This window comes from Brevundimonas sp. (assembly GCF_035626975.1).
In the GTDB taxonomy this organism is placed as follows: domain Bacteria; phylum Pseudomonadota; class Alphaproteobacteria; order Caulobacterales; family Caulobacteraceae; genus Brevundimonas.
In genome coordinates this window covers 24,326-44,948 of the sequence record NZ_DASPMQ010000030.1, presented here as the reverse complement: position 1 = coordinate 44,948, position 20,623 = coordinate 24,326, and the positions used below count along the sequence as shown (strand labels likewise).

Genomic DNA, 20,623 nt, shown 5'->3' with positions numbered 1-20,623 from the left:
CCTGCAGCTTCTCCTTGTCGTAGTCCGAGGTGGTGTCCTCGATCTGCTTCTTGATCTGGCCGACGCGGGCCTCGATCGCGGCCTTTTCACCGGCGCCGTCGACGATGGTGGTGTCGTCCTTGGTGATGGTGACCTTCTTGGCCTTGCCGAGCATGTCGATCGTGACGTTCTCGAGCTTGATGCCGAGGTCTTCCGAGATGACCTGGCCGCCGGTCAGGACGGCGATGTCCTCCAGCATGGCCTTGCGGCGGTCGCCGAAGCCCGGGGCCTTGACGGCCGCGACGCGGAGCCCGCCGCGCAGCTTGTTGACCACCAGGGTGGCCAGGGCCTCGCCCTCGATGTCCTCGGCGATGATCAGCAGCGGACGGCCGCTCTGGACCACGGCCTCGAGGATCGGCAGCATGGCCTGCAGCGACGAGAGTTTCTTCTCGAACAGCAGGATCAGCGGCTCCTCGAGCTGGACCTCCATCTTGTCGGCGTTGGTGATGAAGTAGGGCGACAGGTAGCCGCGGTCGAACTGCATGCCCTCGACGACGTCGAGTTCGGTCTCGGCGGTCTTGGCCTCCTCGACGGTGATGACGCCCTCGTTGCCGACCTTTTCCATCGCTTTCGCGATCATTTCGCCGACCTCGAGGTCGCCGTTGGCCGAGATGGTGCCGACCTGGGCGATCTCGGAGTTGGCGCTGACCTTCTTGGAGGAGGCCTTGATGTCGGCGATGACGGCGGCGACGGCCTTGTCGATGCCGCGCTTCAGATCCATCGGGTTCATGCCGGCGGCGACGGACTTGAGGCCTTCCTGCACGATCGACTGGGCCAGGACGGTGGCGGTGGTGGTGCCGTCGCCGGCCTTGTCATTGGTCTTGGAGGCGACTTCGCGGATCAGCTGGGCGCCCATGTTCTCGAAGGCGTCCTCCAGTTCGATCTCCTTGGCCACCGAGACGCCGTCCTTGGTCGAGCGCGGGGCGCCGAAGGACTTCTGGATGATGACGTTGCGGCCCTTGGGGCCCAGGGTCACCTTGACCGCATTGGCCAGGATGTTGACGCCCCGCAGCATCTTCTCGCGGGCTTCGGTGGAGAACTGAACTTGTTTCGCGGCCATGTGTGGCTGCTCCTAATTCTGTGGTGTCAGGGAAAGGGTCGAAAGGCGCCGGTGCTTACGCGAGCACGCCCAGCACGTCCGATTCCTTCATGATGATCAGGTCCTCGCCTTCCAGCTTGACCTCCGTGCCCGACCACTTGCCGAACAGGATGCGGTCGCCGGCCTTCAGCTCGAGGGCGTTGACCTTGCCGCTCTCGTCACGGAGGCCCGGTCCGACGGCGATGACTTCGCCTTCCTGCGGCTTCTCCTTGGCGGTGTCGGGGATGATGATCCCGCCCTTGGTCCTGGATTCCTCTTCCACGCGCTTCACGAGCACGCGGTCGCCGAGCGGACGAAACGCCATCTTCAGTGTCTCCCAAACAGTTTGATCGAGCCCCCGACGCGGCCGCTTTGGCAGCCGACCCGTCAGAGTGCTAACGCGAGGGGCAGGTAGGGCTCCCGACGGCCACCGTCAAGCATGGCCGCGCCGGAATTTCCCCCGGCGGCGACCGCTCAGGGATGAACGCCCGATGAACGGACCCTCCCCGGCCCGTTCAGCCCCGCCCGCGCAGGATGGCCGCTTCACGGACGCAGACGCGCGGGAACCCGGAAAGGACCGACCATGAAGACGCTTTCGAACATCGCCGCCCCCGCCGTGGCCGGCGCCCTGGCCCTGACCCTGGCCGCCGCCACCCCGGCCGACGCCCAGAGCCGCTATCGGGATCGCGATCGTGACCGCGACAACGACCGGACCGAAGACGTGCTGATCGGGGCCGCGGTGGGCGCGCTCGCGGGCGCCGTCATCGGCAACGGCGACGGGACCTATATCGCCGGCGGGGCCCTGGCCGGGGCGGCCATCGGCGCCAGCGCGGGCGACGACGATGACTGCAACTATTACCGCGGCGGCCGCTGCTACCGGAACCGGGGCCACTGGGAACGCGAGCACGGCATCAACAGCCGCGACGACCGTTACGACCGGCGCGACTATCGCCGCGACCGGCGGGACGAGCGCCGCTACGACCGCGACTACCGCTACGACCGTCGCTGGTAGGCCAATCCCATTCGTCCGGCCGCGTGAGTCTGGCCGGGCGTGGGCGAGGAGGCGGGCGCCGGCGACGGCGTCCGCCTTTTTCATACGGGACCGAAAGACGCTGACGGCGGCTGACGGGCGTTAGCCGACCTTCAACGTCTTTCGGCCAAGCCTTCGGCGGGAGGTGCGCGATGGGTTTCGCAAAGCTGCTGATCGCATGGGCGCTCTCGATGGCGGTCTACGCGGCCAGCATCCACGCCTGGTACGCCGTCCAGGGGCGCGCGACGACCGCATCGGTGAAAGGCGGCGCCCTGGAGGCCTTCATGGGTCTGGGCGTCCTGCTGGCCATTCCGGGCTTCCTGTTCGCCGTGGTTGTCGGATGGCCCATCCTGTCCCGCCTCGGCGCCCTGCGCCCCGCCTGGCTCGTTCCCCTCGTCGCGGCGGGGGTGCTGGCGGCGCTCATGTGGGGTCTGGCGATGCTCATGTTGCCGGCCGGCTGGCGGGGGGCGGGATATGCCCTCGCCGGCTATGCCGCGGTGCTGGGGCTTGTCTGGGGATGCCTCGATCTCGCCATTCGGCCGGCGAGATAAGGCGTACAAGGCGGACGGTTCGGTTTTCGGGGCGGTTCGAGCATCCCGGCGGCTTTTTGAATGTCCGCTTTCCACCCCTGGCCGACGGTCGGCTTCCGACCCGTTGCGGACCCTCGCTTTCGAGCTAGTCTGGGTGTGTCGAGGACGGCAACTGAAAGCTGGATGAACCATGCCCAAGGCCAGGAAGAAGCTTCTTCCCAAAGACTTCGACACGCTTCTGAAGGCTGGCGACATCGCCCCGCTCAAGGCGGTCTTCGAGACATGCGAGCTCGATGCGCGCGGCGGCTACGGCAAGCACGTCGCGCTGGCGTTTCGCGACTGTCCCGACGAGCTGGCGCGCTGGCTGATCGGGCAAGGCGCGGACATCGAGGCCCGGGACGCCTACGGCCGTACGCCTCTGCATGATCACGCCGCCAGCTGGCAGGGGCGGATTGAGACCCTGCTCGATCTGGGGGCCGACATCCAGGCCGTGGATAAGGACGGCGACACCCCGCTTCACAAGGCGGCCAAGTCCGCCAACCTCGAGGCTGTGCGTGTGCTGCGGGACCGTGGCGCACCGGCGGACGCCCTCAACGCCTCGGGTCTGACGCCCTTGGCGGCGGGGCTGCAGCACTGCAGCAACATCCAGATCGAACCGATGGGGAAGATCGCCGACCTGCTGCTCGCGGCTCCCGCGCCGCCGCCTCGGAAGGCGGGCCTCGGGGGCCTGATCAAACGCGCCTTCTCCAGCGGACGGCACGACGCCGGTTCGGGCGATCTGCAGCTGCGGGGCTTCGTGCAGCGTATCGGGGAGAATTTCGAGTTCCACCGCGCGGGCTTCAATCCCGAATATCTGGAGGGAACCAGCGCCGCGCTGGACCGGCTCTATGCGCTCTTCGGCGTTCCGCCCGTTCCCCGCCGTCTCATGCATGACGGCGACGCGCCGATCATCGCTCGGTCGGTGTCCTGGCAGGACCAGCACCAGGAGCTGTGGGCTTTGCTGGTGCCCTCAAAGGGGGCCGCCGCCACGGTTCAGGGCGAGGTCATCCGCATCGCTGGACGCGTCGCCGACGAGATCGACCGGAACGGCGGGGTCAACTGGGACGCCGATTTCGGCAGGATGACCCGCGCCTTCCTGACCCATGTCGGCTCGGGCTCGCCCTTGTCCAATGCCGAACGCGACCGAGCGGAGCGGCTTGTCGCCACGGTCCGCAAGGATGACGGCGCGGGCGCCGGGCTCTGCGAACTGGCCGTTCAGTGGGTGACGCTCAATCCTGCTCCTATCCCGTTGAGCCCGCCCGACTACGGACGGTGATGTCCGCTTCCCACCCATCGCGGACCTCGCCGGAGCCCGCTTTTCGCCCTTCACACCATCAGCCGCTTCATCAGCTCGGCGGTGGACGGGTCCAGCCCCGCCGACGGCTCCCCCGCCTGCACGTCCTTCAGGATCGCCTTCGCCAGAACCTTGCCCAGTTCGACGCCCCACTGGTCGAAGCTGTTGATGTCCCAGATCACCCCCTCGACGAAGGTCTTGTGCTCATAGAGGGCGATCAGGGCCCCGACCGCCTCGGGCGTCAGGGCGTCCAGCAGAATCGTCGTCGACGGCCGGTCGCCGGGGAAGGCCTTGTGCGGGGCCAGCCGGTCGGCCTCTTCCGCCGTGGCGCCGGCCGCGATCAGTTCGGCCCGCGCCTCCGCCTCCGTCTTGCCGACCATCAGCGCCTGGGCCTGGGCCAGGGCGTTCGACCACAGCGGCGCGTCGCCCTCGCGCGCGTCCATGGCGGCGTCGGAGGTGTGGCCGACGACGATGAATTCGGCCGGAACGACCTGCGGCCCCTGATGAATCTGCTGGAAGAAGGCGTGCTGGCCGTTCGTGCCCGGCTCGCCGAACACGATCGGCCCCGTGGCGGTGTCGACCGGCGAGCCGTTCCGCTTCACCCGCTTGCCGTTCGACTCCATCTCCAGCTGCTGCAGGAAGGCGGGCAGGCGGCGCAGGCCGTGGGCGTAGGGCGCGACCGTCCTCGCCGTCCGTCCCCGGCCCTCGACATTGTAGACCTGGGCCAGGGCCAGCAGGATCGGGGCGTTGACCTCCAGCGAGGCCTCCCGGAAATGCTCGTCCATGGTCCGGGCCCCGGCCAGAACCCGCTCGAACACGTCCCAGCCCAGCGCCACCGCCACGGACAGGCTGACCGGCGACCACAGGGAATAACGGCCGCCGACCCAGTCGCGGAAGGCGAAGGTGCGGCCGCAGCCCCAGGCCTCGGCCTTCTCCGGCGCGGCGGTGATCCCGACCAGATGCCGGACCATCCGCCGGGGCGAGAGACTTTCGGCCAGCCACGCCTTGGCCAGGTCGGCGTTGGCCAGGGTCTCCTGGGTGGTGAAGGTCTTGGAGACGATCACCACCAGCGTGGTCTCCGGATCCAGTCCCGCCAGCGCCTCGCCCATGTCGCGCGGGTCGATATTGGCCACGAAGCGCAGGTCGATGGTCGGCTCCAGCGGCCGCAGCGCGTCCCACAGCAGGCGTGGCCCCAGATCCGAACCGCCGATGCCGATATGGACGATGGCCGTGAACGGCTGTTTGGTCCCGCCGGTCTCGGCCCCGGAGCCGATGTCCGTGGCGAATTTCGCCATCTCGCGCCGCGTCGCCGCCACCTCTTTCGACACCGGTTCGCCCAGGGCCCGGAAGTCGGCGTCGTCCGCCGCCCGCAGCGCCGGATGCAGCACCGCCCGGCCCTCGGTGTTGTTGACCGCCTCGCCGCCGAACAGCGCGTCGCGCCGCCCCTCGACGTCGCAGCTGCGCGCCAGGTCCACCGCCGCCTCGAAACCCTCGTCGCTCCACGACTGTTTCGACAGGTCCAGATAGAGGCCGGCGGCCTCCACCCCCATGCGCTCGATCCGGCGCCGGTCGGTGGCGAACTGGTGGACGATGCGCGCGCCCTCGTCCTTGCGCGCGATGGCGCGAAGCATGGCGAGGGCCTGGGAACGGGCGGTCATCGGCGAACTCTATGGGGAAGGGGTAAACCCTCGTTTACGGGTCGGGCGTAAGCCGGTTCAACGCCGAAATCGTGATTCGGCAAACAAATGAGGTTCGCCATGTCCTGCGGCGTCGCCCTGGCCGTTTCCCTGCTGCTTTCGGACCCCCACGTGGCCGTCGCCGCGGCCCAGCCCCCCGCCGCCGCGGACGCGCCCGTCTCCGTGGCGGGCGAGCCGTTGTTCGCGGACATCGTGCTGCGCTCCGGCGCGCTGAAGGGCGTCGTCGATCAGTGGCGCGCCAATCTCGCCGCCGACACCGCCTGGTCCGTCCCGGCGCCCGCCCTTTCGCAGTTCAGGGTCGAGGCCGAGGGGCTGGCGGCGCTGGACATGCAGGGCCACCTGATCCTCAAGGAGCGCGGGACCGACGGCGATCTGAAATGCATCCTGCGCGGCATTTCCGAGGACATTCCGGTCAAGCTCGCCGCCGTCGAGGCCGCAGCCACGTCCGCGGAACGCAGCGTCGCCCTCGATGAGCTGGCCTATCTGCTCAACGACAACGTCGAGGTCATCACCGCCCCGCCCCAGCCCGAGGTGTAGATCCAATCGACAGTCGTGCCGCTGAGAGCCGCAGCGCGTCTTGTCAGCCCCGGCCGGCGCCGGCCTCTTCCAGCGCCTCGATCACCACGCCTTCGGTCAGCAACTGCGGCAGGACGCGCGGCGCGGCCTCGCCCGGGGCGTACAGCAGATACAGCGGCACGCCCGAACGGCCGTGCCGCCGCAGCTCGGCGGTGATGGCGTCGTCCCGCCGGGTCCAGTCGCCGACCAGATAGACGGCGTTGGCCGCCCGGAAGGCCTCGCCCGTGCGGGCCGAATGCAGCGCCCCCGCCTCGTTGATCTTGCAGGTCACGCACCAGTCGGCGGTGAAATTGACGAGCACCGGGCGTCCCCCGGCCAGAGCCGCCCCGACGGCCTGCGCCGACCATGGCGCGGCGGGCAGGCGGCTGCTCCCGTTCGCCGTCGACGGCCCGGGCGTCTCCACCGGCAGGCGCGTCGCCACGACCACAGCGGCGACCGCCAGGATCATCGCCGCCGCACCCGCCACGGCCGGCAGCAGGGCGCGACGCCCCAACGCCCGCTCGCCCTGCGCGAGGCCGAACAGCCATCCGCCCAGCGCCAGCAGCAGGCCGGCGACGAACAGCAGGCCGAGGGCCTCGGCGCCCGTCTGCCGGCTGAACACCCAGGCCAGCCACAGGGCGGCGCCGTACATCGGGAAGGCCAGCAGGCCCTTGAGCCGCTCCATCCACGGACCGGGCCGGGGCAGGCGGGCCAGCAGGCCGGGCGTCAGGCTGACCACCACATAGGGCAGGGCGAGGCCGAGGCCGAGCATCAGGAACACGGTCAGCGCCATCGGCCACGGCATCAGCAGGGCCGAACCCAGCGCCACGGCCATGAAGGGGGCGGTGCAGGGTGCGGCGACCACCACCGCCAGAACCCCGGTCAGGAAGGCGGCCGCCGTCCCGCCCAGCCGCGCCAAGGGACCCGAGCCGACGCCCTGCAAGCCCCCGCCGACATGGAAGACTCCGGACAGGTTCAGGCCCACGGCCAGCATCAGCAGGGCCAGGCCGGCGATCACCGCCGGCGACTGCAGCTGGAAGCCCCAGCCCGCGGCCTGCCCCGCCGCGCGCAGCGCCAGCAGCACGCCGGCCAGCAGCAGGAAGGTGGACAGCACGCCCGCGAGGAAGGCCAGTCCGTCCCGGCGGGCGCGCGGCGCGTCATGGGCGGCCCCGGCCAGCGCCGCCGCCTTCATCGCCAGGATGGGAAACACGCACGGCATCAGGTTGAGGATCAGTCCGCCCAGCAGCGCGAACAGGGCGGCCTGGAGGAATCCGGCGGCCGACCCACGCTCCGCGGCGGCGGGGCGGCCTTCCGGGGCCGGGGCCAGATCGCCCGAGCCGGTGGTTCCGGACAGCGGCGGCCCGGCCTCCACCGCGATCTCGAAGGCGCCCAGGGCGGTCGACAGCACGCCCCGGATCGGCTGTTGCGCCCCGGCGAAGTCCCGGCCCGGCGTGAGGGCCAGGGTCAGGCCCTGCGGGCCATAGCCGCCCGACTGCAGGGCGGCGTGGGAAATCACGCCCGGCTCGAACGGGAAGAAATAGCCCGGTCCCGGGTCGCGCCCGGCCAGCGGACCGCCGGCGGCCGTCAGCGTGGCGACGCCGTTCTGCACGGTGAGGCGGGCGGAAATCCCCGCGGGCCGGGGCGCGGTCTCGACGATGCGCTGGATGGCCGCGCCGTGCCGCCCGTCCAGCGGCGCCGCGCCGTCCCGGATCGGCAGGTCCAGCGACAGGGTCAGTTCGTCGGGGACGCACATCTCGGCGCTGCACACGAAGAACAGCGCCCTGACCCGCAGCGGCAGGGTCGATCCGGGTCGCGCGCCGGCCGGGATCGTGACGGGGACCGGCAGATAGACCTGCCCGGAATAGCCGTAGTTCATCAACGACTTCAGCCGTTGCCGTTCGGGCAGGGGCCAGACGATGTCGCCGGCCTCGACGCCCGGGGGCAGGGTCCAGGTCAGGCTGGTCGGGCCGCCGGAATCGCCGGGATTGCGCCAGTAGGTGTGCCAGCCAGGCGCGATGTCCTGGCGCACCGCCACGATGGCGGTCGATCCGGGCGCGGCCCATTGCGACATCGCCACCAGTTCGGCGGCGATCCGGTCGGTGCGCTGCACGCGCCCGTCCTGCGCCGCCGCGACGGTCGGGGCGCACAACAGGCCGATGAGGGCGAGCAGTCTCAGGAGGCGGATCACGGGCGCGACCTTAGCCGGGTCGCCCCGCCCGCGTCACGCGGCGTGCTGTCCCAGCCCGGCCTGCCTCAGCGCGGCGCGGCGTCGATCAGAACCTCGGTCCGGCGGCGCATGGGCTCGACGGCGCCGGCGGCGGTCACCGACCCCGACTCGCCGGCCGCGACCAGGCTGAAGACCGGCGAGGGCCAGCCGGCGGCCTCGAGCGCCTCGGCCACGGCCGCGGCCCGGCGCTCGGAGAGGTCGAGGTTGGCGGTCGGCCCGCCTCGCGCGTCGGTGAGGCCGATGACGTTGACCTTGCGGATCTCGCAGCCCTGCAGCTGGGTCGCGGTCAGGCCGATGGCGTGGCGCGCAGCCTCGGTCAGACCCGCCTCGCCGTCGCGGAAATAGACCTCGAACCGGGTCGGCGCGCAGGGCTCCGGCTCGGCCACCAGATCGCTGCGGTCGCGGACGCCGGAGCCTCCGGCGCAGCCGCCCACGGCCAGCGCCACTGCGCCCACGATTACGGTCAGCCCCTTCATGCAGCTCTCCTCACGGCCCGCCCGGGCGCGAAAAGGGCGGTCCGCGCATGACGAACCGCCCTGACGTCACGAAAGCCCGGCGCGCCTAGTAGCGGCGCTGACCGTTCTCCCAATAGCATTCTGTCTGACGGTTATCGTAGCAGTAGTAGTACCGGCCGGCGCTGTCGCGGTAGCGCTGCTGGTTGGCCCGGTCCTGCTGCGAACCGCGGATCGCACCGGCCGCGCCGCCGACCACGGCGCCGATCGCCGCGCCGGTTCCGGCGTTGCCGTCACCGACGTTGTTGCCGATGATCGCGCCGGCCACTGCGCCGATGCCCGCGCCGATAGCGCCCTGACGCACCGTCTCATTGGTGCCGTAGCCGTCGCTGGCGCAGGCGGAAGCCAGCAGGCCCGCGCCGGCGATCGCGATGATTGCCTTTTTCATGGGTAATTCCTTCATCCCTCGGGTTCGCCCCACGGGTGATAATGCTGGATTACCGTGACGGTTCCCCCGCTATGGTGTTGGTCAGGCCTGTATCAGGCTTTGCAGTACGCCGCGCAGGGGGCGCGGACGGCCCCGCATGGGGCGAGAGACGGGGGTTTCGTATGCGTTTTTCTGAACCGGTCCGCATGTCGGAAGACGGCGATCACAGTCCCGTGTGGGCCCGCGGCAAACGCCGGCGGGGTAATCCGCTGGTCAGCCTGCTGGTCACGCTCCTGGCCCTGTTCGGGGTCCTGACCGCCGTGCTCGGCATCAAGGAGAAATCCCTGGCCGATGGGGGAGCCATGATGGATGGCTGGATCGCCAGGGCGGTCTCGACTGTCCGGGGCGAAGCCCCCAAGGTCGCGGACCAGGCCGGCGACGCGGCCGGAGCCGCCGCGGCCAAGGCCGGCGACGCGGCCCAGGCGGGCGCCGCGGCGGCCTCGGACGAATTGAAGAAACAATAGTCACGCTTCGGCCGCCCGCCCGGAACATCGCTTCGGGCGGGACGTTCGGGCGGCATGAGCGCAACCCTGACGCCGGCGGCCGATCCAGCGACCGCGCCCGAAGCCACGCCCGAAGCCCCGGAAGGGGCCCCGGCCGCGGAGCCCTGTGTCCTGACCAGCCATGTGGCGCTGCGGCGGGTCATCATGCTGGTGAACCCCCTTTCGGGAAGCGTCGGGCCGCGGGCGGCGGAGGAGGCCGGAGCCATCCTCGACGCGTACGCCTGCGAGACTTCGATCGTGACGCTGGATCCGGGCCAGTTCGACGCCCAGATCGAGGCCGCGCTCGACGCCCGGCCCGACGTGCTGTTCGTCCTCGCGGGTGATGGAACGGCGGGCAGCATCGCCTCGCGCGCCGGTCCGGACGGGCCGCTGGTCGCGCCGCTTCCGGGAGGGACGATGAACATGCTGCCGAAGGCGCTCTACGGCACATCGGACTGGAAGGCCGCCCTGAAGACAGCGCTTGAGGACGGCGCGCCCCAGAGCGTGGCCGGCGGCGAAGTCTCGGACGGCCAGACCACGCAGACCTTCTACTGCGCGGCCATCTTCGGCTCGCCCGCCCTGTGGGCGCCGGCCCGGGAAGCGATCCGTGTCGGCAAGCCGGGTCTGGCCTGGGCCTATGCGCGCCGGGCGCTGAAGCGCGCCTTTTCCGGACAGATGCGGTTCTCGCTCGACGGATGTCCGCCCCGCCGGGCAGAGGCCCTGGTGCTCATCAGCCCGATGATCTCGCGGGCGATGGACGAGAACACCGGCCTCGAGGCCGCCGCCATGAATCCCTCAGACGCCGGACAGGCGTTCCGGCTGGCCGCCCATGCCGTGCTCGATGACTGGCGTCAGGATCCCGCGGTGACGACCCGGGCGACACAGAAGGTCGCGATGCGCGCCCGGTCCCGAATACCGGCGGTGATCGATGGCGAGCCTGTCCTGCTGCGCCACGAGGCCCGGGTTCGCTTCATCCGCAAGGCGTTCCAGGCGCTGGCCCCGATCCCGCCCGCCGCGGAGGACAGCGTCTAGTGGGGCGTGTGCTCCAGTTTTCGGACGTGCATTTCGGGCGTGAGCACCGCCATGCCTGCGCGGCTGCGCTCGACTTCGCCCATGCCACGCCCTCCGACCTGATCCTGATCACCGGCGACGTCACCCAGCAGGGCCTGCCCGACGAGTTCGCCGCCGCCGGGGACTGGATCCGGCGCATGCCCGAGCCGACCTTCGTCATCGTCGGCAACCACGACGTACCTTACTGGAGCCTTGTGGCCCGCCTGTTCCATCCGTGGCGGGCGTTCGAGCAGGCCATCGGCCATCCCGCGCACGACCACCAGTTCCTCAGCCCCGCCCTGATGGTGCGCGGCGTGGTCACGGCGCGGGGCTGGCAGGCGCGGCCCAACTGGTCCAAGGGCGTGATCGACTTGGTCCAGACCCGCAAGGCCGCCGAGGCGTTGCGACAGGCCCCCGCGGGGGCGCTGCGCATCCTCGCCTGCCACCACCCGCTGGTGGAGATGATCGGCGCGCCAATGACCGGCGAGGTCAAGCGGGGCGACGCGGCGGCGCTGATCTTCGCCGAGGCCGGCGTCGACCTGATCACCACCGGCCATGTCCATGTGCCGTTCGCCCTGCCGGTGAACCTGGGCGACAAATGCTCCTATGCGGTCGGCTGCGGAACGCTGTCGCATCGCGAGCGGGGCGCCCCGCCCAGCTTCAACCAGATCGACTGGGACGCCCGGGAGATCGTCATCACCGCCATCACCTGGACCGGCGACCGTTTCGAGCCCGGACAGAAGTGGCATCTCCCCCGCCGGCAGGACACCCGAAAGACCTCAACGGCGCCCGACCCGAACGTCGCCGGCGAGCGCGAGCGCACGGCGACCTGAGCCCTTGTCGCCGCGCAAGAAAAAGGGCCGCGGTCATGAGAACCGCGGCCCTTCCGGTCGTCGGCCAGCGGCCGACTAGATCCTGGTGCCTCGTCGACCCTGGAAGAAGTGAACGACCAGCAGGATGAGGAAGACGACGAACAGCACATAGGCGATGTTCATCGACAGACCCGCGACTCCGCCGGCGCCAAGAGCGCCTGCGACAAGCGCGAGTACGAGGAAGATAAGGGCCCAGCGTAGCATCAGTGGTGACTCCCGGAACTATTGATCCTCAGGAGCGGCAGCATCCGCCGCGCCTGTCAGATTCAACTCTTCCGGGCCGGGGGTGTTCCGCCTCAGCGCCGTCGGCGGCCATGCGATTTCTCGGCGAAGGCGGCCGCCACCATGGTCGCCAGGGCCGGGTTGCGCAGGAATATCCAGCCCCCCGCCAGCGCCGCCGCCGTACCGAGGATCGGCCGCTGGCGGAACAGAGTGAAGGCCCGCTCGCCCAGGCCGACCGGCTCGTCGTCCTCGATATCGTCGTCCCCAGCCTCGCGCCGCAGGAAAACCACCACCACGACCAGGGCCGTCAGCGCGAACAGCAACATGGTCAGGGCGGCGGCTGCGAGCGGCACGACGACCAGGCACAGGGCGTAGAAGATCGTCGCTCCGAAGGCGACCACGGCGACCAGGGCCGCGCCCGCCGCCACGGCGGCCGCGACGGCCTTCCTGACCAGCTTTCGCCCCAGACCGCCCAGCATCAGCGGCGACGGCCGGCGAGCAGCAAGCCGAGGACGACGCCGACGCCAAGCGCGATGGCGGTCGACTGCATCGGCCGCTCCTGCACCCGCTCGGTCAGATAACGCTGGGCCTCGTCGAAGCGCTCGGAGGCCTCGTCATAGTATTCCCGGCTCCGCACGCGGGCGGTGTCGTAATAGCCCCGGGCGCGCTCGCGCAGGATCTCCGACTGTTCGCGCAGGCGGGCCTCGGTCTCCGCCGCCTTGGCGCGCAGACGGGTTTCGGCGGTCGCGGCCTTCTCGCGCAGGCGCGCCTTTTCCTCGGCGCCGAGGGTCTTCAGGTCGTCCTTCAGCGTATTGATGTCGTTCTTCACGGCTGTCCGTGCTGCCTTGGTGGTGGCCATGTGCGCGCTCCGCTCTGCAAGCTTGACGGTTAGATAGAGAACCCTGAGCCGGAACGCCACTGCGACGTGCGGGTTCCGCAACGCAGCATGACACGCGCTGGCGAAGCGGCGCTTCCCGGCCTAGACAACGGCCATGACCGACTGGCTGTTCCCACCCGCCCCGACCCCGTCCCTGCCCATCGCCGGACGAGCCGAGCGCCTGCCCGTGCGCCGCATCCTGTGCGTCGGCCAGAACTATGCCGCCCACGCCCGTGAGATGGGTCATGATCGCGCCGAACCCTTCTTCTTCTCCAAGCCCGCGGACGCGCTCGTGACCGACGGCGCCGATCCCCTGTTCCCGACCGCTACGGCCGACCTGCATCATGAGGTCGAGCTGGTCTGCGCCGTCGGCGAGGACGGGCGCATCACCGGCTGGGCGGTCGGCTGCGATCTGACCCGCCGCGACCTTCAGGCGGCCGCCAAGGCGAAGGGCCGGCCGTGGGACGCCGCCAAGGGCTTCGACCAGTCCGCCCCGTGCGGCGCCCTGACCCTCGGCCCCCTGCCGGATCCCGCCGCGCCGATCAGCCTGTCGGTCAACGGCCAGACCCGTCAATCGGGGCGGCTGGACGACATGATCTGGGCCCCCGACGAGATCCTGGCCAAGGCCCGTACCCTGTGGGATGTCCGCCCGGGCGACCTGATATTCACCGGCACCCCCGAGGGCGTTGGCCCGCTCCAGCCCGGCGACCGGGTCGAGGCGGCGATCGGCGGCCTCCAGCCCCTGACCTTCACCCTGAGACCACGATGATCCTGCACGGCTACTGGCGCTCGGGCGCCGCCTACCGCACCCGCATCGCCCTGAACCTCAAGGGCCTCGCCTACCACCAGCAGGGCGTCGACCTGCGCACCGGCGCCCAGAAGTCCGACGCCTTCCTCGCGCTCAATCCGCAGGGCCTGGTCCCCGCCCTCGAGGTTGACGGCGCCGTCCTGACCCAGAGCCCGGCCATCCTCGAATGGCTGGAGGAGGCGCATCCGGTTCCGCCTCTGCTGCCCGCCGGCCCCGTCGACCGCGCCCACGTCCGGGCCATGGCGGCCCTGATCGGCTGCGACATCCATCCGCTGAACAACCTGCGGGTCGGCAAGGCCCTGCGCGAGGCCTTCGGGGCCGATCAGGCGATCGTCGACGCCTGGGCCGCCCGCTGGATCCTGCCCGGCTTCACGGCGCTCGAGCGGCTGGTGGCGGTCCACGGCGACGGCTGGTGCTTCGGCGCCGCTCCGACCCTGGCCGACTGTTACCTGATCCCGCAAATCTATTCGGCCCGCCGTTTCAACGTCCCGCTCGAGGCCTTCCCGCGCCTGCTGGCCATCGACCTCGCCGCGCGGACCCATCCCGCCTTCGTCGCCGCCCACCCGGACAGACAGCCGGACGCGGACTGAGCCCTCAGGCCAGGAATCGCTCCACCGCCGCCAGGAAGCGGGCCGGCTGGTCGATCATGACCATATGCTCGGCCCCCTCGATCCGCTCGAACGTCGCGGGACGGGGCAGGGAGGCGTAGGCCCGGCGAAACAGGCTGTCGGTGCGGCTGCGCGGCGAGGCCTCGTCGGGGCTCCAGCCATAGACCACGGTCACGGGCGCGGTGATGTCCGGCAGCCGGTGGCGCAGGTCCACGGTCATGACCTCGTACAGCGCCTGGGCCAGCACCTGGCGATCGCCGCCCTGCCAGCCCATCGAGCCCAGCACGGCGTCGGCCGCGCCGCCCAGTTCCAGCCCGAGGGCCCGACCGTGCCCGCGCAGGCTCTCGTCGCCGAGGAACTGGACCGCCTGATAGGCGACCTGGGCGATCGGCTCGACATCGCCGACGGTCGCGCCGGGGCTGATCAGGGCCGGAAAGAACGGCGAGGCGTCGACCGTCATCACCCGGCCGACGCGGTCCGGTGCGTCGGCCGCGACCCGCAGCGCGACCAGCCCGCCCATCGAGTGGCCGATGATCGCCGGCCGCCTCAGCCCGGCCTCGACGATATATCGGCGCACCTCGCCCGCCACGGCGCCGAGGATCGCTCCGTCGGCGTTGGCCCCGGCCGCCAGTTCGCCGAACCCCCGCACCGACACCAGATGCAGCCGCCGCCGGTCCGCCAGTCCCGCGGCGGTCCGGCTCCACACCGCCGACGTCGAGGCGAGGCCGGGGATCAGGATCAGGTCGGCTCCGCGTCCGCGCGTCTCGACCACGATCCGGCGCGACTGGAACCGGCCCGGCGCCCGGGCCTCGGCCTGGGCCTGCGCCTGCGCCCCGCCCGGCGCGCCCGTGGCCGCCCACACCGCCGAGCCGGCCATCAGACCCTTGAGAATGTTCCGCCTGTGTTCCATCGCGCCGTCGGTTCAGGTTGGCCCCGTACAACACGAGGGAGGTCCAGATGATCCAGCCGGCCAACGAGGAAATCGTCTTCTACACCAGCCTCGTGTCGCACGGCCGGATCGCGTGCTGGATGCTGGAGGAGACCGGCTGTCCCCATCGCACCGTGGTGCGGGATTTTGGCACGACTATGAAGGCCGTGGACCCCCGGCGACCGCTTCCCGGCGGCGCCCGTCCATATCGACAGCCGGATCATGTGGGGGCTGCGGTTCAGGACCCTGCCCGAGCGACGCCTTCAAGGCCTGTGCGGAGGGCCAGTCCGGGCGCGCGGCGACGATTCGGGCACGCGGCATCGCGACGCCCTGATCGCGGCGGCGCAGGTGGGCGGATGAAGGGTCCGATCAGCCCTGGGCGGGGCGCAGGACACCGCCCAGGCTGGCGCGCTCGACCTGCGGGCGACGCTCGCCGCCGGCGGCGATGATGCGGTCGATCCGGGCCTTCTCGGCGCGGAAGGCGGCCAGATCGGCGCCGGCCAGGATGGTGCCTTCGGTGGTGCGCACGCCGGCGGGATTGATCCGCCGTCCGCCGCGCCAGATCTCATAGTGCAGGTGCGGACCGGTCGAGGCGCCGGTCGAGCCGACATAGGCCACGACCTGACCCTGGCGGACCCGCTGGCCGGCGCGCATGCCCGAAGCGTAGCGCGACAGGTGGCCGTAGCCGGTCTCCAGCCCGTTCGAGTGACGGATGCGCAACCAGTTGCCGTAGCCGCCCCAGCGCCGGGCCTCGACCACCACGCCGTCGGCGGGAGCCACGACCGGCGTGCCCGTGCCGGCGGCGAAATCGATGCCCTGGTGCATCTTGCGATAGCCGGCGATCGGGTGGCGGCGGAAGCCGAACGACGACGAGACCCGGAAGCCGCGCTCCAGCGGCGTGCGCATGAAGGCCGACCGGGTGTTCTTGCCGGTGGCGTCGAAATACTGCGGCTCCTTGGCCCCGGCAGGCTGGAAGCGATAGAAGACCACGCCCTTAAGCTCGGCGTAGAGCAGGCCGTCGGTGCCGATGGTGCGGCCGTTCTCGGTCACCGTGCGCCCATACACATAGGTGAAATCGTCCGAGGCGCGGATATCGCGATCCATGTCGAACTTGTGCGAGAACAGCTGGCCGGCCTTGCGGCGCACGGCGGCGGGAGCGCCCTCGCGTTGGGCCGAGGCCGAGAGCGAGCCCTCGACCTTCCCTTTCAGGACGACGATCTCGTGGGTGACCTTCTCCTCGAGCGCCCGCAGGCGCAGGGCGCCGTCGAAGGTGCGGGACACGGTCACCTGGCTGGCGGGACCGGTGCGCATGGTCAGGCCGATCAGCCGGGGATCGCCCCGGCCGCCGCGCGGCTTGGCGATGGCGGTCTCGAAGCGGAGGCCGGCGCGAATCTCGCTCATGTCCATGGCGTTGGACAGGGTGGCGGCGACGGCGGAGGCGTCCTCGGCGGCGATGCCGGTGCGGCGCACGGCCTGCTCGAAGGTCTCGCCGCGCCGGATTTCGACCGGTATGGCTTCGGGGGTGGACAGGCCGGCCGGCATTCCGGCGGCGAAGAAGGCGTTGGCCTCGATGACGGCCATCTGGGCGGGAGTCAGGGCGGGCGCCTCTTCAGCCCTGGCGGGCTGGTAGACACGTCCGGCAAGGAGGGCCACCGAGAGCGCTGCGACCGCCGTGAGAGCGTGAGGCGCCAGACGCATCGGTTGGCGACGTGGATCGAACTGAGCCATCGGTCCCCGAAAACTGCGACGCCCACCGGCGCCCAAGCCACTAAAAAAGCAAGGATCGTGCCTGAAGAAGCCCCCGGCGCGAGACAGGCCCTATAGCCCGTCTGTCCCATCATGGGAAGTCAGTTCGTTACAGAGCGTTAATCGGGATCGCCGCCCCCGGTAAAGCCTCCGTGATGCGTCAGCTTATCGGCGGGAGCGAACAGTGTATTGACGACGTTTCGTTGAGGTATTCGGGGTTCCCTCGCCGCTACGCCTTGATGTTGTCATCACTGCATTGAAAGTGGCTGATGCGCCACTGTACTGTGTTTCCATAGCCACGCCGACTGTGCTGTTCCAGGAGTCCGCTTTGTTCATCGCTCGGGTCAAGGCATGACCGACGCGGCCGCAACCGCCGCCTCACCGCCACCCCGGCGGGGACGGCGTGCTGGACGACGCCTGCTGCTCGCGGCCGGCGTGCTGGTCTGCGTTCTGCTGGTGCTGGCCGGCCTGCTCTACCTCAACCGCCGCGCGGCCACGCGTCAGGTCCTGGTCGGCTGGCTGGAGCGCCAGGGCATACCGGCCGACATGGATGTCGAGCGGGTCGAGCTCGACGGTCTGGTCGCCCGCATCCGGATCGGCGATCCGCGCAATCCCGACGCCGTGGTCGAGCGGGTCGAGGTCGACTACGCCATCGGCGCGCCCTGGTCGAAGGCGGGTCTGGGGATCACGCCCAGCCGCATCCGCCTCGTCCGCCCCGTACTGCGCGCCTCGTTCCGGGACGGCGAGTTCTCGCTCGGCTCGCTCGATCCGCTTGTCGAACGCTTCACGGGCCGGCCGCCGCGCCCGGACGTCCGCGGACCACTGGTGCTGATCGAGCAGGGCCGCGTTCGGGTCGACACGGAATACGGTCCCGTCGGCATCCTCGGCGACGCCCGCATCGACGACGGAAAGCTGATCCGGCTGAGCGCCCGCATGCCCGCCGCCGATCTCAGGAGCGGCGACATCGCGGCGCGCGCCCTCGCCGCCACGGCCAGCGTCAACACCACCGGAGACCGGATGGCGTTGCGCGTCACGGCCTCGGCCGATCAGGCGACGCTGCCCGGCTTCTCCGGATCCGCCCCCCGTCTGACCCTGAGCGGCGACCTGCCCTATCCCGATCTGAAGCGGCGCCGCGGGGACGGCCGCGCCCGTCTCGATCTCGGCCTTGTCGCGGCGGGCCTGACGGCGGGCGACGTCGCCGCCCGCGAGGCTGTCGCCCGCCTGACCTTCGACGGCCAGACCACCGGCTGGCTCGAGACGTTCCGCATCGAGGGCGCCGCGGACGCCGATCTCCGCGCCGCCCGGCTCGATGGCCCGGACCTGTCGGCGACCGCCGCCGCCGTCCGCTGGAACAACGGCCGCGCCGTCCTGTCCCGCGACGACCGCGGCGTCGGCTGGCGCATCGAGGGCCCGGCCCGGATCTCCGCCGCGCGGGCGTCAGGCGCGGGTCTGGACGGGGCGGGCGTGGCGCTGGCCTCCGGCGGTCTGACCGCCGGCGGCCGCGACGCCGCCTGGGAGGTGACCGGCCCCCTGAGCCTGGGCGCCGACCGGCTCGCCTGGGGCGATCTGTCGCTGGGCGGCGCGCGCGGGGCGGCCGACCTCCAGCTGGTCTCCGACGCCGGCCTGCGCCTGAACCTCTCGGGCGGGCTGCGCGCGGCCCGCGGCGCCTGGCCCCTGTTCGGACCCGCGGCGCGCGACGACAACGCCGATCTGACCGAAATGAAGCGGGCGCTCGGCGCCTTCGCGGTGGATATTCCCGCCTTCACCCTGACCTCCGGAAGCGGGGGAACCCGGGTGGCGCTCGCACGTCCGGCGACCCTGCGCCCGGCCAACGGCGGCGTCCTCACGCTCAGCCCCGCCGAGGGACCGATCTTCGCCGCGGCGCCGGGGCAGTCGGGCGGCGGCGCCCTCGCCCTGACCGCGACGCGCGGCCGGGGCCTGCCCGAGGCCGCCTTCGCCATTCCGGCCTGGCGCCTGACGCCGGACGGATTCACCGCCGACCTCGATGGCCGCGCCGCGCTGGACTTCGACCTCGCCCGGGGGATCAGGCTGGACACCCGCGGGCGACTGACTTCGTCGAATGGCCGGATTGGATATGTGGCGGCCGGGTGCACGCCGCTCACCGTCGAACGGCTGGAGTTCGGCGAGAACGACGTCACCGACCTGTCCGGCCGGGCCTGCCCGGTCGACCGGCCGCTGGTCAGCATCGCCGGGGGGCGCTGGCGGGCCGACGCCGCCCTGGCCGGGGTCGACGCCTCGGCTCCCTTCCTGGCCCTGCATTTCCGCGACGCGAGCGGCCGGTTCGCGGCCACAGGCGGTCCAGACGGCTTCGGTCTCGACGCCCGTGTCGAGCGCGCCACCATCGCGGACGCCACCGCGCCGCTGCGCTTCAACCCGCTCACGGCCGCCGGCTCGGCCCGGTTGGCGAACGAGGACTGGACCGGCGGTTTCGACCTGTCGCGCGGCGGAGCGGCGCTCGGCCGCCTGACCCTCGCCCACGACGGCCAGTCCGGGGCCGGCGGCCTGGCCATCGACGCGCCCTCGATCGTCTTCGCCGAGGGCGGTCTGCAGCCGGCCGACCTCAGCCCGCTGGCGGCGGGCTTCGCCGGGTCGCCCGCGTCCGGCTCCGTCGCCTTTGAGGGCCGCATCGACTGGCTGGCCGAGGCCGAAGGGTCCAGTTCCGGCCGCCTGACCATCCCCAATCTCGACTTCGTCAGCCCGGCCGGCCCGGTGAAGGGGCTGAAGGGAACCATAGACTTCATCAGCCTGGCGCCGCTGGTCACGGCCCCGGGCCAGCGCCTGACCGCCGACCGGCTCGAATCCGTCGCGCCGCTGACCGACATCGCGGTGACCTTCGGCCTCGACAAGGCGGCGGTGACCATCGAGGGCGGCGACCTCGCGGTGGCCGGCGGCGTCATCCGGGTCGAACCCTTCGCCCTGCCGCTGGACCGTAGCCGGCCGTTCAGCGGCGTCATCGTCCTGGAGAACGTCCAGCTCGGCGACGTGATCGCCGGCTCCGGCTTCGCCGACACGGTGGCGCTGGACGCCGTCGTCTCGGGCCGCCTGCCCTTCACCTCCGATCCGGTAGCCGGAATCCGCATCTCGGGCGGAACCCTGGCCGCCGTTCGGCCCGGCCGCCTGTCGATCCAGCGCGAGGCGCTCAGCGGGCTGGAGGCCGGCGGGGGCGGCGCGGGCGTGCCCCCGAACACGGTGCAGGACCTGGCCTACCAGGCCATGGAGAACCTGTCGTTCGACATCCTGTCGGCCGAGGTCAACAGTCTGGACGAGGGCCGCATCGGGGTGTTGTTCCGCATCCGGGGCCGGCACGATCCGCCGGTGCATCAGGAGTTGCGTATCGGCATGGCCGAATTCATCAGCCGCGAATTCCTCAACCGGCAGCTGCCCCTGCCGTCGGGGACGGGCATCGACCTGACGCTCGACACCACGCTGAACCTCAACCAGCTGATCGGCGACCTGCTGGAACTGAACCGGGCCCGCGCGGGCCAGCCGTCGGCCGCCGCCGCCGCGCCTGTGACGCCGCCAGTCCCGGAGCCTTGATCGCGCCGCCCTGGCCGTTCAGAACCCGTTCACCCTGCCCGGCG

21 protein-coding genes are annotated in these 20,623 nt (G+C 71.2%); 10 read left to right on the top strand and 11 right to left on the bottom strand.

Annotation, left to right across the window (positions count from 1 at the left end):
* On the bottom strand, positions 1–1,099 hold a 1,099-nt coding region (groL, locus tag VEB62_RS07970; protein ID WP_324797775.1), incomplete at its 3' end, for a chaperonin GroEL.
* A 55-nt stretch (positions 1,100–1,154) separates the two neighbouring features.
* Positions 1,155–1,442 carry a co-chaperone GroES gene (groES, locus tag VEB62_RS07965; protein ID WP_324797772.1) on the bottom strand — a complete coding sequence of 96 codons (288 nt, stop codon included), beginning with the start codon at positions 1,440–1,442 and terminating at the stop codon, positions 1,155–1,157.
* Positions 1,443–1,700: 258 nt separating this feature from the next.
* Between groES and VEB62_RS07960 the strand changes: the two genes are divergently transcribed.
* From VEB62_RS07960 to VEB62_RS07950, 3 genes are all read left to right on the top strand, one after another.
* Positions 1,701–2,129, top strand: a complete 429-nt coding sequence (locus VEB62_RS07960; protein WP_324797769.1) for a YMGG-like glycine zipper-containing protein — start codon at positions 1,701–1,703, stop codon at positions 2,127–2,129.
* Between the two features lie 170 nt (positions 2,130–2,299).
* Positions 2,300–2,698, top strand: coding sequence for a hypothetical protein (locus tag VEB62_RS07955; RefSeq protein ID WP_324797766.1), 399 nt, complete (start codon positions 2,300–2,302; stop codon positions 2,696–2,698).
* Positions 2,699–2,867: 169 nt separating this feature from the next.
* Positions 2,868–3,992 (top strand): ankyrin repeat domain-containing protein, encoded by a 1,125-nt coding sequence (locus tag VEB62_RS07950; RefSeq protein ID WP_324797763.1) that lies wholly within the window; start codon positions 2,868–2,870, stop codon positions 3,990–3,992.
* Positions 3,993–4,042: 50 nt separating this feature from the next.
* On the opposite strand, the gene pgi is transcribed toward VEB62_RS07950, so the two are convergent.
* On the bottom strand, positions 4,043–5,668 hold the full coding sequence (gene pgi, locus VEB62_RS07945; protein WP_324797759.1) for a glucose-6-phosphate isomerase: 1,626 nt from the start codon (positions 5,666–5,668) through the stop codon (positions 4,043–4,045).
* A 99-nt stretch (positions 5,669–5,767) separates the two neighbouring features.
* On the opposite strand from pgi, the gene VEB62_RS07940 reads away from it, so the two are divergent.
* The gene (locus tag VEB62_RS07940) at positions 5,768–6,244 is read left to right on the top strand and encodes a hypothetical protein (RefSeq protein WP_324797757.1); all 477 of its coding nucleotides are present in this window, start codon (positions 5,768–5,770) and stop codon (positions 6,242–6,244) included.
* 43 nt (positions 6,245–6,287) lie between these two features.
* Here the strand turns inward: VEB62_RS07940 and VEB62_RS07935 are convergent, their stop codons facing one another.
* The 3 genes from VEB62_RS07935 to VEB62_RS07925 all read right to left on the bottom strand — a co-directional run bounded on the left by VEB62_RS07935 (position 6,288) and on the right by VEB62_RS07925 (position 9,389).
* Positions 6,288–8,450, bottom strand: a complete 2,163-nt coding sequence (locus VEB62_RS07935; RefSeq protein WP_324797754.1) for a protein-disulfide reductase DsbD family protein — start codon at positions 8,448–8,450, stop codon at positions 6,288–6,290.
* A 65-nt stretch (positions 8,451–8,515) separates the two neighbouring features.
* The gene (locus VEB62_RS07930) at positions 8,516–8,965 is read right to left on the bottom strand and encodes an OmpA family protein (protein WP_324797751.1); all 450 of its coding nucleotides are present in this window, start codon (positions 8,963–8,965) and stop codon (positions 8,516–8,518) included.
* An 85-nt stretch (positions 8,966–9,050) separates the two neighbouring features.
* Positions 9,051–9,389 (bottom strand): YMGG-like glycine zipper-containing protein, encoded by a 339-nt coding sequence (locus VEB62_RS07925; RefSeq protein WP_324797748.1) that lies wholly within the window; start codon positions 9,387–9,389, stop codon positions 9,051–9,053.
* A 161-nt stretch (positions 9,390–9,550) separates the two neighbouring features.
* Here VEB62_RS07925 and VEB62_RS07920 point away from each other — a divergent pair, with 161 nt between their 5' ends.
* The 3 genes from VEB62_RS07920 to VEB62_RS07910 are packed head-to-tail and all read left to right on the top strand — an operon-like array spanning position 9,551 to position 11,793.
* On the top strand, positions 9,551–9,892 hold the full coding sequence (locus VEB62_RS07920) for a hypothetical protein (protein WP_324797745.1): 342 nt from the start codon (positions 9,551–9,553) through the stop codon (positions 9,890–9,892).
* Between the two features lie 54 nt (positions 9,893–9,946).
* Positions 9,947–10,942, top strand: coding sequence for a diacylglycerol/lipid kinase family protein (locus VEB62_RS07915; protein ID WP_324797742.1), 996 nt, complete (start codon positions 9,947–9,949; stop codon positions 10,940–10,942).
* A gap of 8 nt (positions 10,943–10,950) precedes the next feature.
* Positions 10,951–11,793 (top strand): metallophosphoesterase family protein, encoded by an 843-nt coding sequence (locus VEB62_RS07910; protein ID WP_324797739.1) that lies wholly within the window; start codon positions 10,951–10,953, stop codon positions 11,791–11,793.
* A 75-nt stretch (positions 11,794–11,868) separates the two neighbouring features.
* Here the strand turns inward: VEB62_RS07910 and VEB62_RS07905 are convergent, their stop codons facing one another.
* The 3 genes from VEB62_RS07905 to VEB62_RS07895 form a co-directional block, all read right to left on the bottom strand.
* Complete coding sequence (locus VEB62_RS07905) at positions 11,869–12,036, bottom strand: DUF1328 family protein (protein WP_324797736.1); 168 nt, start codon at positions 12,034–12,036, stop codon at positions 11,869–11,871.
* 92 nt (positions 12,037–12,128) lie between these two features.
* Complete coding sequence (locus tag VEB62_RS07900; RefSeq protein ID WP_324797733.1) at positions 12,129–12,533, bottom strand: hypothetical protein; 405 nt, start codon at positions 12,531–12,533, stop codon at positions 12,129–12,131.
* The gene (locus VEB62_RS07895) at positions 12,533–12,913 is read right to left on the bottom strand and encodes a glycine zipper domain-containing protein (RefSeq protein ID WP_324797730.1); all 381 of its coding nucleotides are present in this window, start codon (positions 12,911–12,913) and stop codon (positions 12,533–12,535) included. Before VEB62_RS07895 ends, VEB62_RS07900 begins: the two co-directional genes overlap by 1 nt.
* Before the next feature lie 133 nt (positions 12,914–13,046).
* On the opposite strand from VEB62_RS07895, the gene VEB62_RS07890 reads away from it, so the two are divergent.
* Together VEB62_RS07890 and maiA are read left to right on the top strand one after the other, a co-directional pair.
* Positions 13,047–13,700: a fumarylacetoacetate hydrolase family protein gene (locus VEB62_RS07890; RefSeq protein ID WP_324797727.1), complete on the top strand. Its 654-nt coding sequence runs from the start codon at positions 13,047–13,049 to the stop codon at positions 13,698–13,700.
* Entirely contained in the window at positions 13,697–14,329 is a 633-nt protein-coding gene (gene maiA / locus VEB62_RS07885; protein WP_324797725.1) for a maleylacetoacetate isomerase, read from the top strand. Before VEB62_RS07890 ends, maiA begins: the two co-directional genes overlap by 4 nt.
* A gap of 4 nt (positions 14,330–14,333) precedes the next feature.
* Here maiA and VEB62_RS07880 read toward each other — a convergent pair whose 3' ends face one another.
* Together VEB62_RS07880 and VEB62_RS07875 are read right to left on the bottom strand one after the other, a co-directional pair.
* Positions 14,334–15,257, bottom strand: a complete 924-nt coding sequence (locus tag VEB62_RS07880) for an alpha/beta hydrolase (RefSeq protein WP_324797723.1) — start codon at positions 15,255–15,257, stop codon at positions 14,334–14,336.
* Between the two features lie 387 nt (positions 15,258–15,644).
* Complete coding sequence (locus VEB62_RS07875) at positions 15,645–16,973, bottom strand: M23 family metallopeptidase (protein ID WP_324797720.1); 1,329 nt, start codon at positions 16,971–16,973, stop codon at positions 15,645–15,647.
* A gap of 399 nt (positions 16,974–17,372) precedes the next feature.
* Between VEB62_RS07875 and VEB62_RS07870 the strand changes: the two genes are divergently transcribed.
* A complete protein-coding gene (locus VEB62_RS07870) occupies positions 17,373–20,579 on the top strand; it encodes an intermembrane phospholipid transport protein YdbH family protein (RefSeq protein WP_324797718.1) in 3,207 nt (1,068 codons plus the stop codon).
* Positions 20,580–20,623: the final 44 nt, after the last annotated feature.